Raw genomic sequence first — 13528 nt, forward strand, 5'->3', positions numbered from 1 at the left:
TCAGGCGCTGTGCAGCGTCAGGACTGTGATCTCGCTCGGTGCGAACACTCGGAAGGGCGGACCCCAGAACCCGGTTCCCCGGCTTGTGTACAACTGCGTGCGGTCGCCGTGAAGGGTGAGCCCGTGCACCGACGGTTGATCGAGTTTGACTAGAAGGTTGAAAGGCCAGATCTGTCCGCCGTGGGTATGACCGGCGAGCTGCAGATCCACTCCCGCGGAAGCGGACTGAGTTACCTGCTTCGGTTGATGGGCGAGCATCAGGATCGGCAAATCGGGGTCGGTGCCGGCAAGGGCCATATCGAAGTTCGCGCCGTGACCGTCGAGCTTCGATCCCAGAGCGGTGGCGTCGTCGACTCCGGCGATGACCAGGTTGTCGCCGCCCTTGGTGACGACGAGGTGCCGGTTGTGCAGGGCATCCCAGCCGATCGAGGTCATGTAGTCGAGCCACTCCTGAGCCTCGTGGAAGTACTCGTGATTCCCGGTGACGTAGACACGAGCGAGTCTGGCTTCCACCGACGCGAGTGGGGTGGCTTGGCCGAGGCGCTGCTCCACTGTTCCGTCGGCAATGTCACCGACGTGGGCCACGATGTCGGCGTCGAGTTCGTTGACTGCCGCGATAACGCGCGCGGACCACTTCTCGCGATTGATCGGGCCGAAATGGGTGTCGGTAATTGCGACTACTCGAAGCTTGTCCATTCCCGCTCCGAGCCGAGGGATGGTGACGTCGACGTGCTTGATCCGTGGCAGTCGCATGGCTTCCCGATAGCCCCAGATCAGCAGCACGGCCGAGACGATCAGCGCCGCAACGGCGACAATTCTCGACCGAAGCGGATCCTCCACGCCGCCGACGAGGAGTCCGAGTCGCAGGATTTCGCCGAGCAGCGTCCACACGAACACGACCCAGATGACTCCGAGGAGCGCATCGCCGACCATGCGGATGGGATCACGATCGGTGTGGCCATGGCTGAGCACCATCGAGGCAGGCAGGGTGATCAGGAGGGCGGCAAACAGAACGGTGCCGAACACTGTCACGGCCGTCGGCGGCCAGTCCGGCCGGATGAACAAACTCCACCACGGGTACACGAACAGTAGGGCCAAGATCGACGCGACAATCGCGGAAATGGCCACGATCCGCAACGGTCTGCGGCGCGGAGCTTGGACGACGTCGGTCGCCTGGGGTGTAGTCACCCCGTCCAGAGTAAAGGTCCACTGGTCTATTAACAAGGAGACGCCGGTCCGCTATTCGGTTGTCGGTGTCTTCGGCTAGTTTCCTGATGTTGAACTTGGTCCGAGCTCAGGTGGGTGGCATATGGAGAAGTACGACGTCAAAAAGGACTACAAGGATCTCTATTCGCCCGGCCGTCGCGATTTTGCCTTCGTGACCGTCCCTCGCTTCGGCTACTTTGCCGTCGACGGTCACGGTGATCCCAACACTGCCACCGAGTACTCCGAGGCGCTCGAAGCGTTGTATTCGGTGTCCTACGCGACCAAGTTCGCGAGCAAGAAGGAACTGGATCGCGACTTCGTCGTGGGCCCGCTGGAAGGGTTGTGGCGGGCAGATGACCCCGAGGTGTTCGTGACGCGGGACAAGTCGTCGTGGGATTGGACGATGATGATCTCGCAACCGGAGTGGATCACGGAGACCGAACTGTCTGCGTCGATTGACGCAATCCGGGCCAAGGCAGTGCGGGCCAAGAAGGACATTGCCGCTCTCGACAAGGTCAGGTTTCTCGAGTTGGAGGAAGGCCTGTCCGTTCAGATTCTTCACGTCGGCTCGTACGACGACGAAGCTCCCACCCTGGACCGGCTGCACAACACATTCATCCCGTCGAACAGCCTGAGCTTCAACGGCGATCATCACGAGATCTACCTCAGCGACGCTCGCCGGACGCCGCCCGAGAAACTGAAGACGGTTCTGCGTCAGCCTGTTTCGAGGTAGCGATTAGGGCTCGAGGCCGCGCAACTTCTCGAGGTCGCGTCGCTCGCGTTTAGTCGGTCTGCCGGCGCCGCGATCACGTCGCGGGATGGACGCGATCAGTTCGGGAGGCGGTGGGGGTGGTGAATTATCCTGCAGGCAATCGGCGGCCAGCACGGCGCTGACTCGTTTCGTGATCGGCTTGACCACGACGACGATGCGCTCGATGCCGGATACGCGCACCCGTACCTCGTCGCCGGCTTTCACCTGCTGAGCCGCCTTTGCCGACGTTCCGTTGACCCGAACGTGTCCTGATCGGCATGCGGTCGCCGCCTGCGAGCGTGTCTTGAAGAGTCGAACGGCCCACGTCCAGCTGTCCACGCGGGCACTGATCGCGTCGGAGGGGAGTTGGGCTGGCACGCTCTCCAGCCTACCGATGCAGGCTCAAAGACCCTGTGTGCGGATACCCGAGTATGCGCGCGGTGCGTACTGCAGACGTAGGGGAAGTAGATGCCAGAACCGATCGGTCAGTGTCAGGAAGCGGGCGAACCAGAAGTACATTCGTTCGTCGCGCGGCGTCCATTCCCATCCGAGGGTTTCGCGCGCCTTCTCCGGCATCAGTGCCTTGCCGATCCAGTTCGCCACGGCCATCGTGGGGCGCGAGGAGAGTTTCCACAACCACGTCGGCACCTTAGGCGCCGGTGCGATGTTGTGCTCGGAGATGCGCGTCGACCACTTCGTGGTGTGAGTGTTGATCAACCGGTTGTCGAGCATGTCTTCCCAGTACGCGCGAAAGCTCGCGTAGTCGTCGAAAGCGGGTCGATCGGTGAGACCGTAACAACGCCACCAGGTTACGGCCTCACGGACAAGCTGGTCCTTCTGCTCCGGTGTGAACTTCTTGTATGCGAATCGTTCGTTGAAATCGAGTATCACCTCGAAGAACGTGACGTGAGTCCACCAGAAAGTGTCAGGAGCGAGGGCGTGGTAGCGCCCGCCGGTTTCGTCTGTTCCTTTGAGATCGGTGTGGAAGTTGCGAACGAGCGTGCCTGTGCCCTCTTCGGTCCGGTCGTACACGACCCCGTAGATGGGAGGAAGTGAGCGGAACAGGCGGTCGAGCGGATTGTCGAAGAAGTTCGAATGATCTTGCAGCGCTCCACTTACCGCGGGGTGCATGTTCTGCAGCGTGCCTGCGCGTCCGAGATACAGCAGACCGCGAACGTCGCCGAAGTGTGTCCACGTCAGGGAACCGGGGCCGATCGGATCGGCTCGTAGTTCCCGGGGCTCTGGTCGCGCCTGGGGCTTCGGTAGTTCCCCGGGCTTGGGTCGACGAGTGTCGGTGTCCGGATCGCTGCTCATCTGGTTGACCCTTCGCCTGCGCTCATGTGACAACGGTTGTTGTCACATGATGACTTTTGCTGCGCCGCGCGAATTTGTCAATGGATTCGGCAAGATCTGCCCGAAACAACTCCGGCCCCTCACCTGCGACAGGTGAGGGGCCGGAAGGGTGAAGCGGTCGGACTCAGGCGTATTCGTAGAAGCCGCGACCGGTCTTCTTGCCGAGGCGACCGGCGTCGACCATGCGGCGAAGCAGTGCCGGCGGAGCGTAGTGCGGTTCTGCGAATTCCGCGTACAGCGACTCTGCTGCTGCGAGAGCGATGTCGAGACCGACGGTGTCGAGGAGCGTCAGCGGACCCATGGGGTAGCCGCAGCCGCCCTTCATGGCCTCGTCGATGTCTTCTGCTGTGGCGTAACCGGATTCGAGCATCCGGACGGCCTGGCACAGGTACGGGATGAGCAGGGCGTTGACGATGAAGCCCGAGCGGTCGCCCGCTCGAACCGTCTTCTTACGCAGCGTGTTCTTTGCGTAGTCGGTGACGGCGAAGACGGTCTCTTCGGACGTCGTGAGGCTGACCACGATCTCCACGAGCGGCATGACCGGCACGGGGTTGAAGAAGTGAACGCCCACAACCTGGCCGGGGCGCGAGGTGGCCTTGGCGATCTTGATGACGGGGATCGACGAGGTGTTGGTCGCCAGAATACCTGCAGGCTTGACGATCTTGTCGAGCTTGCCGAAGATCTCGTACTTGAGAGCCTCGATCTCCGGAGCCGCTTCGATCACCAGATCGCGATCGGCGAACTCTTCGATGTCCAGGGTGACCCGAACGCGTGCGACGGCGGCGTCGGCATCTTCCTGGGTGATCTTGCCCTTGGCTACGCCGCGGTTGATCGACTTGGCGATCCGCTCGCGAGCGGCGGCCGCGAATTCTTCTTTGGTTTCGAGCACCAGTACCGAGCTACCGGCTTTTGCACAAACTTCGGCAATGCCGGCACCCATGGTGCCGCCGCCGATTACGCCTACGAGTTCCACGATTCTCCTCAAGATTCTTCAGACAGGGGACAAGCCCCCGTGCGCGGTTAAGGAGTCTATGGACTGCCTAACCGCGCACAGGGCCGGAGGCCCTACTTCAGCAGCGCACGCGACATCACGACGCGCTGAATCTGGTTGGTGCCCTCGTAGATCTGCGTGATCTTGGCGTCGCGCATCATGCGCTCGACCGGGAAGTCGGTGGTGTAGCCGGCGCCACCGAACAGCTGCACTGCGTCGGTGGTGACCTCCATGGCAACGTCCGAAGCGAAGCACTTGGCGGCAGCGGAGATGAAGCCGAGGTTCTTCTCGCCACGCTCGGCGCGAGCAGCGGAGGTGTAGACCATCAGACGTGCGGCTTCGACCTTCATCGCCATGTCGGCGAGCATGAACTGAACAGCCTGGAAGTCGCTGATGGACTTGCCGAACTGCTTGCGGTCCTTGGTGTATGCCAGTGCTGCGTCGAGTGCACCCTGGGCCAGGCCGACGGCCTGGGCGCCGATGGTGGGACGCGTGTGGTCGAGGGTCTCGAGAGCCGTCTTGAAGCCGGTGCCCGGTTCGCCGATGATGCGGTCACCGGGGATGCGGCAGTTCTCGAAGTACAGCTCGGCGGTGGGGGAGCCCTTGATGCCGAGCTTCTTTTCCTTCGGTCCGACGACAAAGCCCTCGTCGTCCTTGTGGACCATGAAGGAGGAGATGCCGTTGGCACCCTTGTCGGGATCGGTGACAGCCATGACGGTGTACCAGGTGGACTTGCCGCCGTTGGTGATCCAGCACTTGGAGCCGTTGAGGATCCAGTCGTCGCCGTCAGCCTTGGCGCGGGTACGCATCGAGGCAGCGTCGGATCCGGCTTCACGCTCGGACAGTGCGTACGACGCCATTCCGCCGTTGACGAGGTCCGGGAGCACCTTGGACTTGAGCTCTTCGGAACCCTTGAGGATCAGGCCCATGGTGCCGAGCTTGTTCACGGCGGGGATCAGCGAGGAGGAGCCACAGACGCGGGCAACTTCCTCGATGACGATGCAGGTGGCGACGGAATCGGCGCCCTGGCCGTCGTAAGCCTCGGGGACGTGGATGGCGTTGAAGCCCGACGCGTTGAGGGCGGTGAGAGCTTCCTCGGGGAACCGTGCGTTCTCGTCGACGTCCTTGGCGTACGGCGCGATTTCCTTCTCGGAGAGTCCGCGGATAGCAGCCCGCAGTTCGTCGTGCTCTTCGTTCAGCGCGAAGAGATTGAAATCCGGGTTTCCTGCCATGGGAACGCTCCTTGGTGAAGGTGGCTTGAAGGCGGTCGGTGCGGCTCCGGCGTTACCAGCGAGATTCGCGGACAGACCGGTGCCAATGACTCCAGTCAAACACGGCACTGAGTGCCAGGTCAAGGGATGGGCGTGTGAAGTTTCGGTGCACGAGGAGTGTCAGCCGAGTTGTTCGTGGATTTTTCTGCTGATCTCCTCGGGGGAAGTGCCCGGGGCGAACGCTACTACCAGCACAGACTTCGATTCTGGCGTGCTGGTCTTGGATCCGGGGGCCACGCCGTACGTCCGCCGAACGTCGAGAAGCGCCTGACTCAGCGCTTCGGCTGTGGCGTCCTCGTCGCCCTTGATCATGCTTCGCAAGAGGTAGTTGTGGCACGCGGTGACAGCTGCGGCAAAACCGACAACCTCGAGGACGGGTTCGCGCGGAACAGCGCTGCGGAGGTAATCGACGAAAAGGCGCTCGTAGCGGAATCCGGTGACCAGCTCGCGATCGCGGAGGGCCGGGACATGCTGTACGACGCGGTATCGCCGCATCGACAGGTCTCGGTTCCGGCGGAAGAAGTCGAAGACCAGTCCCGCGGCCTCGCACACGGACGCCCAGGGATCGGCGGAATCGGACGCGAGGAACTCGGCGACGTGTTCGAGGAGGGACTCGTGATCGGCGAAGATCACGTCTTCCTTGGAGCGGAACTGCCGGAAGAACGTCCGACGCGATACACCGGCTGCAGCGGCGATCTGCTCGACGGTGGTGGCTTCGTACCCGTTCTCCGAGAACAACCGGATCGCTTGAGACGCGACGTGCACCCGAAACTGTGCGGGGTCAGTTCCGGGCAAGTCTGCGCGTTCACTCATGGGGACAAGTATTGCGCCTGTGGGGACCATCCCGGTGTGACGGGCAGGATCGAGGTGCCGGACAGCCCTGTCTCAATGGTGTGCGGTGGATGTAAATTGGTAGGTTGCCGCCTCGACGATCTCCTCGGGGGAGATGTCGATCTCCTTGTTCAACCATGCGGTCACCAACTCGGCAAGGCCGCCCACGAAGAGCAGTCCGTTGATCTGACCTTGACGTGGTGGCCAAGCTCGGTCGCCGTACATTTGCGTGGCTTCGTCCGCGACCATCTGAGCGAAGCCGTGCAGTACTGCGCGTCGGTGTGTACGCAGGGGTTCGTATGCAGCGGATTCGATCATTGCTACACGGCCCTTGCGGGGATCGTCGGTGAGGATGGTGACAAACGACGCGATTGCATCTCGTACTCGCTGCTCGAGGGTCCCGTCGCTCGCTCGTAGTGCGGCCAGACCTGCGTCGCGGACCTCGTCGGCAATCCCGTCCAGGATCTTTTCCAGCAATTCGTCTCTGCTGGAGAAACTTTCGTAAAAGTAGCGTTCCGTCAACTTGGCCTGTGCGCAGATAGCGGTCATCGTGGCGCCGCGATTGCCTGAGGCCGCGAAGAGTTCCATCCCTGCCTCCATCAAGCTCTCGCGCCGCAGCGCTGAGCGCTGGTCGCTGCTCAGGCCGGCATATCGACGCGGCGTAGGGGGAGTCATAGGTCGATATTGACAGACGCATGAGTGTGACGCAGACTACTGTCAATCTGACAGGAGGCACTGTCAGATTGAGCGAGAGTGGAGGTCACAGTGCCCAAGATCCTGGCTCGTCCCCCGATGAACTCACCGTTGCGCCCGATTTCGGGTCGTTCCGGGCTGCCCCTGGTCGGGCATGCGCTGGCATACATTCGCGATCCGCTCGCCTTGATGCAGGAGAACTGGGATCGATTCGGCGAGGTGTCCTGGTTCTCCATGGTCGGTCGGCGATGGATCGCTGTACTCGGGCCTGACGCATGTCAGGAGGTACTGCAGAACAAAGATCGGGCTTTCGTCAACAGCGACGGTTGGTCGGTGCTGATCGGCCCCTTCTTTCACGGTGGGCTGATGCTGCTCGATTCCGAAGAACACTTACGACACCGTCGAATCATGCAGCAGGCGTTCACTCGGTCACGGCTCGAGAAGTCTGTCGACGTTCTCAACCCGGCAATCGACTCGGCGCTCGACGCATGGTCTCCCGCTGACGGATTCCGTGCCTATACGGCACTGAAGACGTTGACCCTCGATCTCGCCACAGACATTTTCATGGGCGGCGCGGAAGGAAGCACCGAGAGCGAAATATCTTCGGTGAAGAAGGCTTTCGTCGATTGTGTCCAGGCAGCAACCTCTCTGGTTCGCTACCCGGTGCCGGGGACGCGATGGAAGCGAGGGCTCGACGGCCGCCGGGTCCTGGAAGACTTCTTTCGTCGTTACCTGCCGGCGCGTCGAAGTCTCGAAACCGATGACCTGTTCTCCGTGCTCTGTCACATCGAATCCGAAGCGGGACAACGCTTCAGCGACGATGAAGTGATTGACCACATGATCTTCCTCCTGATGGCCGCACACGATACCTCGACGATCACCCTTTCCACGATGATGCAATACCTGGGTCAGCACCCGACGTGGCAGGACAAGTGCCGCACAGAATCACTTGCTCTGGGGAGCTCGATGCCGAGTTATGCAGATCTCGACGGGCTGAGCAGTCTTGATCTGGTGATGAAGGAATGCCTCCGACTCGTCTCTCCCGTACCGGTCATGGCGCGGCGAGCGGTCCGCGACACTCAAGTACGGGGTCACTTCGTGCCGGCCGGAACGTATGTTTCTGTCGCCCCTCACTTCACGCACCACATGGCGCAGTACTGGCCTGATCCCGAGCGTTTCGATCCCGAGCGTTTCGCCGAGAGTCGACGCGAAGACAAGGTTCATCGATACGCGTGGGAGCCGTTCGGCGGCGGAGTGCACAAATGTCTCGGAATGCACTTCGCCGGCGCCGAGATCAAGGCAATCATGCATCACCTCCTTCTGCGCTTCGACTGGAACGTCGACGCCGATTACGTCGCCCCGCTCGACTTCACGTCCTTACCGTTCCCCTCCGACGGTCAACCTGTCGATCTGCGTCGGCGTTCCACTGCGGTGCGCTGAGCCCTACGGCCGAGCTAGTTCGACGCCCGCAGTTCGAACTTGAGGACCTTGCCGGTCGGGGTGCGGGGAAGGTCGAGGGGGAAGACGATGTCACGGGGAACCTTGTACCCGGCAAGCAAGGCACGGGTGTGCTCGACGATGTCTTCTGCGGAAGCCTGTAAACCCTTGCCCAGCAACACGAATGCTTTCGGCCGCTCGCCCCACTTCTCGTCCGGAACGCCGACGACTGCCACGTCGATCACGGCGGGGTGGCTCATGATCGCCTGCTCCACCTCGACGGTGGAGATGTTCTCGCCGCCCGAGATGATGATGTCCTTCGCGCGGTCCTTGAGCTGGATGTAACCGTCGGGATGCATGACGCCGAGATCCCCGGAATGGAACCAGCCACCGGCAAACGCTTCGGCAGTCGCGGCCTCGTCGCGGTAGTACCCCAGCATCACGTTGTTGCCGCGGAGCACGATCTCACCCATGGTCCGGCCGTCGGCGGGAACGTCGTTCATCTCGGCGTCGACAACGCGAGCATTCTCGGCCTGCACCATGCCGACTCCCTGGCGGGAGAGAAGTGCGGCACGCTCGGACTGAGGCTTCTCGTCCCAAGCCTCCTGGTACTCGCAGATCGTGTACGGCCCGTAGACCTCGGTGAGCCCGTACACGTGGACGACGCTGACGCCGATGTCTTCGAGCTTTCCGATGATCGTCGGCGACGGGGGAGCACCGGCGGTGGTGATGCGCAGGGCGTCGACCTTGTGGGCCTGCTCGGCATCGGCGATGGTCGAGCAGACGGTGGGGGCGCCGCACAGATGCGTCACGCCCAGATTGTCGATCGCATCCCAGATCGCGTCGGCGCGGACCGCACGCAGGCAGATGTGGGTTCCGGCTGCCTGCGTGACGGCCCACGGCGTGCACCACCCGTTGCAGTGGAACATCGGCAGTGTCCACAGATACTTCGTCGATCCGTCGAAGCCGTTGTGGAAGGTCTCGCCGAGCGAGTTCAGGTACGCCCCACGGTGGGAGTACATGACGCCCTTGGGTTTTCCGGTGGTGCCCGAGGTGTAGTTGATGGCGATGCACTGCTGCTCGTCGTCCACGCCCCAGTGCAGTGGCTGATCGGCGAGAGCTTCGCCTTCGGCAATCAGGTCAGCGTATTGCCCGGTGACTATCCCAGCGGGAACCTCGGGGTACGGCACAGTGGAGTCCGGGATCTCGATGATCTCGCGCAGGCTCGCCACGTTCGTCTTGGACGAGGTGACTGAACCGACGAATTCGGAGTCGACGAACAGGATCGTGGTTCCCGAGTGATCGAGAATGTACTCGAGTTCGGGGCCGGCGAGGCGCGAGTTGAGGGCAATCAGGATTCCGCCGGCCAGAGGAACCGCAAAATGCGCGAACAGCATCTCGGGGATGTTCGGCGCCAGGTAGGCGACGCGATCACCGGGCTGGATCCGCTCGCGCAGAACTCGTGCCAGGGCGGCCACCTCGTCGCCGAACTCGCGGTAGGTGTACGTCCGGTCGCCGTGGATGACGGCAGTGCGATCAGGGAACACCGACGCGCTGCGTTCGAGAAAGCGCAGCGGACTGAGCGGGGTGTTGTTGGCTGCGAGTGCTGTCGGTGCAGACACGGGTTCCTCCGGATGGACGACGTGGGACGGCCGGTGTCACGGTAATTGTGATCGGCGCTACAAATGGTCTGGATGCACGATATTGCCCAGCCACAGCTGCCGCTACCCTCTGAATTGGGTATGTGGGATGCCGGGAGGTGCGTGTGAGCAGGGTATTGAGGCCGAGCGACGACGACGCGTTGCGCGCCGAGCTGCGTCGACTACATCCCCGGACCGAGTTGCCGGTTCTGTTCGGCGGTTGTGTCAGCGACCGGTCGCTCACCATCACCGGGCACGTGGGCACTCGCAGCAACATCCTGCGAAACCTGCAAATCGACGCCGAATGCGGACTCGGTGGCCGGGCGATCGCAGAACAACGACCGGGCGCGGTCCAGGACTACGCGAACTCGTCGCACATCACGCACGACTACGACTACGAAGTGGGCGCCGAAGCGATCGAATCCTTGATGGCAGTCCCGATCGTCGTACGCGGGGTTACTCGCGGAGCGATCTACGGAGGACTGCGTGCCAACCTGCCGATCGGCGACGTGATCGCCGAGACGATGATGCGATCGTCGTACGCGTTGGCCCGCGAATTCGAGATCCGCGACGAAGTGGATCGCCGCGTGGCGATGCTCGATACCGCTGCGGTGGAACATGGTTCGAACCGCGACGCCCAGATCTCCGAGGGATTGACCGAGAGCGTACTGGCGCTCGGCGAGATCGCGGCAAACCTCGAGGATACGACTCTCAGCGCGCAGGTCCACGCCGTCGAGGCAAAGCTCCGGGCATTGGCCTCGCCGATTCCCTCCGCGAACACTCCAGCCGCGAACGCCGTTGTCCTGTCGCCACGCGAGCGGGAGGTGATGGGGTACGTCGCCCTCGGACTACGAAATGCCGAGATCGCCGAGAGGTTGTGCCTGAGCGTCGAAACGATCAAGACGTACATGCGGAATCTGATGGGAAAACTCGACGTCCGCAGTCGTCACGAAGCGGTCGTGGAAGCGCGGCGGCAGGGTTTGATTCTGTAAGGGCTTGATTCTCTGATCGGTCCCGCCAAGCGGAATTTCGGAACTGCGTCGCCGCCCCGGTTGATATGACGGACCTCACTATCGGCAGAGTTCTACACGAGTGATGAGGGCATCGATGCAGGATTTGTTCGACAACAACGACATGACCGGCCTGGCCGAAGCAATCAAGAGCGGCGACGTCTCCGCCAAGGAAGTCCTCGAGTTCAGCCTGGACAGGCTCGACGAGCGCAACCCGGCAGTCAACGCAGTGATCAGTGAGCGTCGCGAGGAAGCGCGCAACGAGGTATCGGGCGGTCTGCCGGAAGGTCCACTGCACGGCGTCCCGTTCGTGATCAAAGACCTCGGCATGGACGTCGCAGGATTGCCGAGCACCAATGGATCTCGATTGTTCGCCGACGCTGTGGCAGAAAAAGATTCGACGCTCGTCGAGCGCTACCGTCAGGCTGGTCTGGTTGTCATCGGCAAGACGAACACCCCGGAGTTCGGCAAGAACGCGAGTACCGAACCTGCGCTGTTCGGGCCCACCCGCAACCCGTATGCACTTGATCGTTCGCCCGGCGGATCTTCCGGTGGCACGGCTGTAGCTGTTGCCGTCGGAATCGTGCCAGGCGGACATGCCAGCGACGGTGGTGGATCGATCCGAATTCCCGCATCGGCCTGCGGCTTGGTAGGCCTCAAGCCAAGCCGTGGACGCACTCCGACGGCACCGGCGCGCACGCTCTTCTCGTCGCCGATGAGTGTTCATCACGCACTCACCCGAAGTGTCCGCGACACCGCGCTGCTTCTCGATCTCTCCGCCGGACCGACAGTTGGCGATCCTTACGTGATCCTGGCGCCGAAGCGGCCGTACGTCGAGGAAGTGGGTGCGGACCCCGGGCGGTTGCGGATTGGTCTCAGTAACGCGCTGCCGGACGGCACCCCGGTTGATCCGGAGTGCGCGGCCGTCACAACCAGTGTCGCCGGCCTGCTCGAAGAACTCGGTCACGATGTCACCGAGAGTGCCCCGAACTTTCCCCTCGATGCGCTTACTGCCGGGCTTTCGGTGTTGATGGGTATTCCGATGACGATCGAGGTCGACGAACGACTCGCGGTCCTGAACCGCGCAATCCGGGACGACGACCTCGAGCCGATGGCCCGGATGATCTACGACCGTGCGAAGTCCGAAAGTGCGACGAACGTCGTCACGGCGTTGCAGGAACTCGAGCGGGCAGCCCAGGTGATCGGTGCGTTCTTTGTCGATCACGATCTGTTGCTGACGCCGACGATGGCTCGGCCGGCAGCTCCGCTCGGTCTGCTCGATACGGCAAATCCCATGTCGATCTGGGAACACTCGGCCGGATACAGCGGTTTGACCAGTCCGTTCAACAGTTCCGGTCAGCCGGCGATTTCCTTGCCGATGGGGCACGACTCGGCCGGTGTGCCGATCGGCGTTCAGTTGGTCGGTGCGTTCGGGCGCGAAGATTTGCTGATCCAGGTTGCGTCGCAGCTCGAAACGGCCCGTCCGTGGTCCATTGCGCCGGTGTGGCCGCCGGTCCCGGTGTAACGCGCGCGGTTGTTCGAGCAAGGGGAGGGCGTCAGGCGATGATGCGAATTGGCCACTGGCCGTTCACATCTGCGACGTCCCTCCCCTGGCTGAGAAGATACTCGGCGAAATCGCGCTGGCGCTCGGCGTGCCAATCGGCTTGATCGACCATGAGATCGAGCCCCAGGATGTCGGGGAACCGCACGGCCAACTCGCGGGCCAACGCTGCCGCTGCCTTGGCATCGGCCTCAGCCTCGTGGGCCGACTCGAGTGAAATCCCGTAGTGCTCGCACACGGCGGCGAGCGTTCGTTTGCCCTTGCGGAAGGTGTCCATGGCGCGATCGATCACGTACGGATCGATGACCAGCCCCGGAACGAAGGCGGGCTTGCCGATGCGCAGACCCTCGGCATGCATGACCGTCAGATCGTAGGAGGCGTTGAACGCCACGACAGCGTGATCGCGCGCCCAGGAATTGTGCAGAGCCTCACGGATCTCTTCGTAGCCCTCGGAGTAGTTCTGGCCGTGTTGCGCCGCGAACTCGGTGCTGATTCCGTGAATAGCCGAGGCGCCGGCGGGGATGTCGACGCCGGGATCGAGTAGCCACGTGCGCGTTTCGACACTCGAACCGTCGATCACCGCGACGCAGGCACTGACGATACGAGCGGTCGACGGATCTCGTCCCGTGGTTTCGAGGTCGAACGCGCAGATTGGGCGATCGGACCAGCTACTCATCGGGGGCCTTTCGGTGCGGTACATCATGTCCGAATCACTATGCACCGCCCTACCGACACAAACGACAAACAGTCACCTACGCTCGGTGAGGGCGGAGGTGACTGTTTG

13 protein-coding genes are annotated in these 13528 nt (G+C 62.5%); 4 read left to right on the forward strand and 9 right to left on the reverse strand.

Translation table 11 applies throughout. The features are described from left to right. On the reverse strand, positions 1–1188 hold the full coding sequence (locus tag ACFQ6Y_RS04135) for a metallophosphoesterase (protein ID WP_378629323.1): 1188 nt from the start codon (positions 1186–1188) through the stop codon (positions 1–3). Positions 1189–1309: 121 nt separating this feature from the next. Here ACFQ6Y_RS04135 and ACFQ6Y_RS04140 point away from each other — a divergent pair, with 121 nt between their 5' ends. Further along, a complete protein-coding gene (locus ACFQ6Y_RS04140) occupies positions 1310–1939 on the forward strand; it encodes a GyrI-like domain-containing protein (protein ID WP_378629327.1) in 630 nt (209 codons plus the stop codon). Positions 1940–1942: 3 nt separating this feature from the next. Here the strand turns inward: ACFQ6Y_RS04140 and ACFQ6Y_RS04145 are convergent, their stop codons facing one another. The 6 genes from ACFQ6Y_RS04145 to ACFQ6Y_RS04170 form a co-directional block, all read right to left on the reverse strand. Next, positions 1943–2335, reverse strand: a complete 393-nt coding sequence (locus ACFQ6Y_RS04145) for an RNA-binding S4 domain-containing protein (protein ID WP_378629330.1) — start codon at positions 2333–2335, stop codon at positions 1943–1945. A 24-nt stretch (positions 2336–2359) separates the two neighbouring features. Then, positions 2360–3271 carry an oxygenase MpaB family protein gene (locus ACFQ6Y_RS04150; protein WP_378629333.1) on the reverse strand — a complete coding sequence of 304 codons (912 nt, stop codon included), beginning with the start codon at positions 3269–3271 and terminating at the stop codon, positions 2360–2362. Between the two features lie 163 nt (positions 3272–3434). Further along, positions 3435–4283 (reverse strand): 3-hydroxybutyryl-CoA dehydrogenase, encoded by an 849-nt coding sequence (locus tag ACFQ6Y_RS04155; RefSeq protein WP_378629336.1) that lies wholly within the window; start codon positions 4281–4283, stop codon positions 3435–3437. A gap of 92 nt (positions 4284–4375) precedes the next feature. Next, the gene (locus ACFQ6Y_RS04160) at positions 4376–5533 is read right to left on the reverse strand and encodes an acyl-CoA dehydrogenase (protein WP_003939784.1); all 1158 of its coding nucleotides are present in this window, start codon (positions 5531–5533) and stop codon (positions 4376–4378) included. 159 nt (positions 5534–5692) lie between these two features. Then, a complete protein-coding gene (locus tag ACFQ6Y_RS04165) occupies positions 5693–6385 on the reverse strand; it encodes a TetR family transcriptional regulator (protein WP_378531702.1) in 693 nt (230 codons plus the stop codon). Between the two features lie 72 nt (positions 6386–6457). Beyond that, the gene (locus ACFQ6Y_RS04170) at positions 6458–7078 is read right to left on the reverse strand and encodes a TetR/AcrR family transcriptional regulator (RefSeq protein ID WP_378629340.1); all 621 of its coding nucleotides are present in this window, start codon (positions 7076–7078) and stop codon (positions 6458–6460) included. Positions 7079–7168: 90 nt separating this feature from the next. Between ACFQ6Y_RS04170 and ACFQ6Y_RS04175 the strand changes: the two genes are divergently transcribed. Further along, positions 7169–8536, forward strand: coding sequence for a cytochrome P450 (locus ACFQ6Y_RS04175; RefSeq protein ID WP_378629343.1), 1368 nt, complete (start codon positions 7169–7171; stop codon positions 8534–8536). A 14-nt stretch (positions 8537–8550) separates the two neighbouring features. On the opposite strand, the gene ACFQ6Y_RS04180 is transcribed toward ACFQ6Y_RS04175, so the two are convergent. After that, positions 8551–10155: an acyl--CoA ligase family protein gene (locus ACFQ6Y_RS04180; protein WP_378629346.1), complete on the reverse strand. Its 1605-nt coding sequence runs from the start codon at positions 10153–10155 to the stop codon at positions 8551–8553. A 143-nt stretch (positions 10156–10298) separates the two neighbouring features. Between ACFQ6Y_RS04180 and ACFQ6Y_RS04185 the strand changes: the two genes are divergently transcribed. Both ACFQ6Y_RS04185 and ACFQ6Y_RS04190 read left to right on the forward strand, forming a co-directional pair. Beyond that, the gene (locus ACFQ6Y_RS04185) at positions 10299–11165 is read left to right on the forward strand and encodes a response regulator transcription factor (protein ID WP_378629349.1); all 867 of its coding nucleotides are present in this window, start codon (positions 10299–10301) and stop codon (positions 11163–11165) included. Between the two features lie 115 nt (positions 11166–11280). After that, entirely contained in the window at positions 11281–12708 is a 1428-nt protein-coding gene (locus tag ACFQ6Y_RS04190) for an amidase (protein WP_378629353.1), read from the forward strand. A gap of 31 nt (positions 12709–12739) precedes the next feature. Here the strand turns inward: ACFQ6Y_RS04190 and ACFQ6Y_RS04195 are convergent, their stop codons facing one another. Next, positions 12740–13420, reverse strand: coding sequence for a 3'-5' exonuclease (locus ACFQ6Y_RS04195; protein WP_317551954.1), 681 nt, complete (start codon positions 13418–13420; stop codon positions 12740–12742). Between the last annotated feature and the right edge of the window lie 108 nt (positions 13421–13528).

Origin of the sequence: Rhodococcus sp. NPDC056516 (assembly GCF_042794655.1) — a bacterium.
Classification (GTDB): domain Bacteria; phylum Actinomycetota; class Actinomycetes; order Mycobacteriales; family Mycobacteriaceae; genus Rhodococcus_F.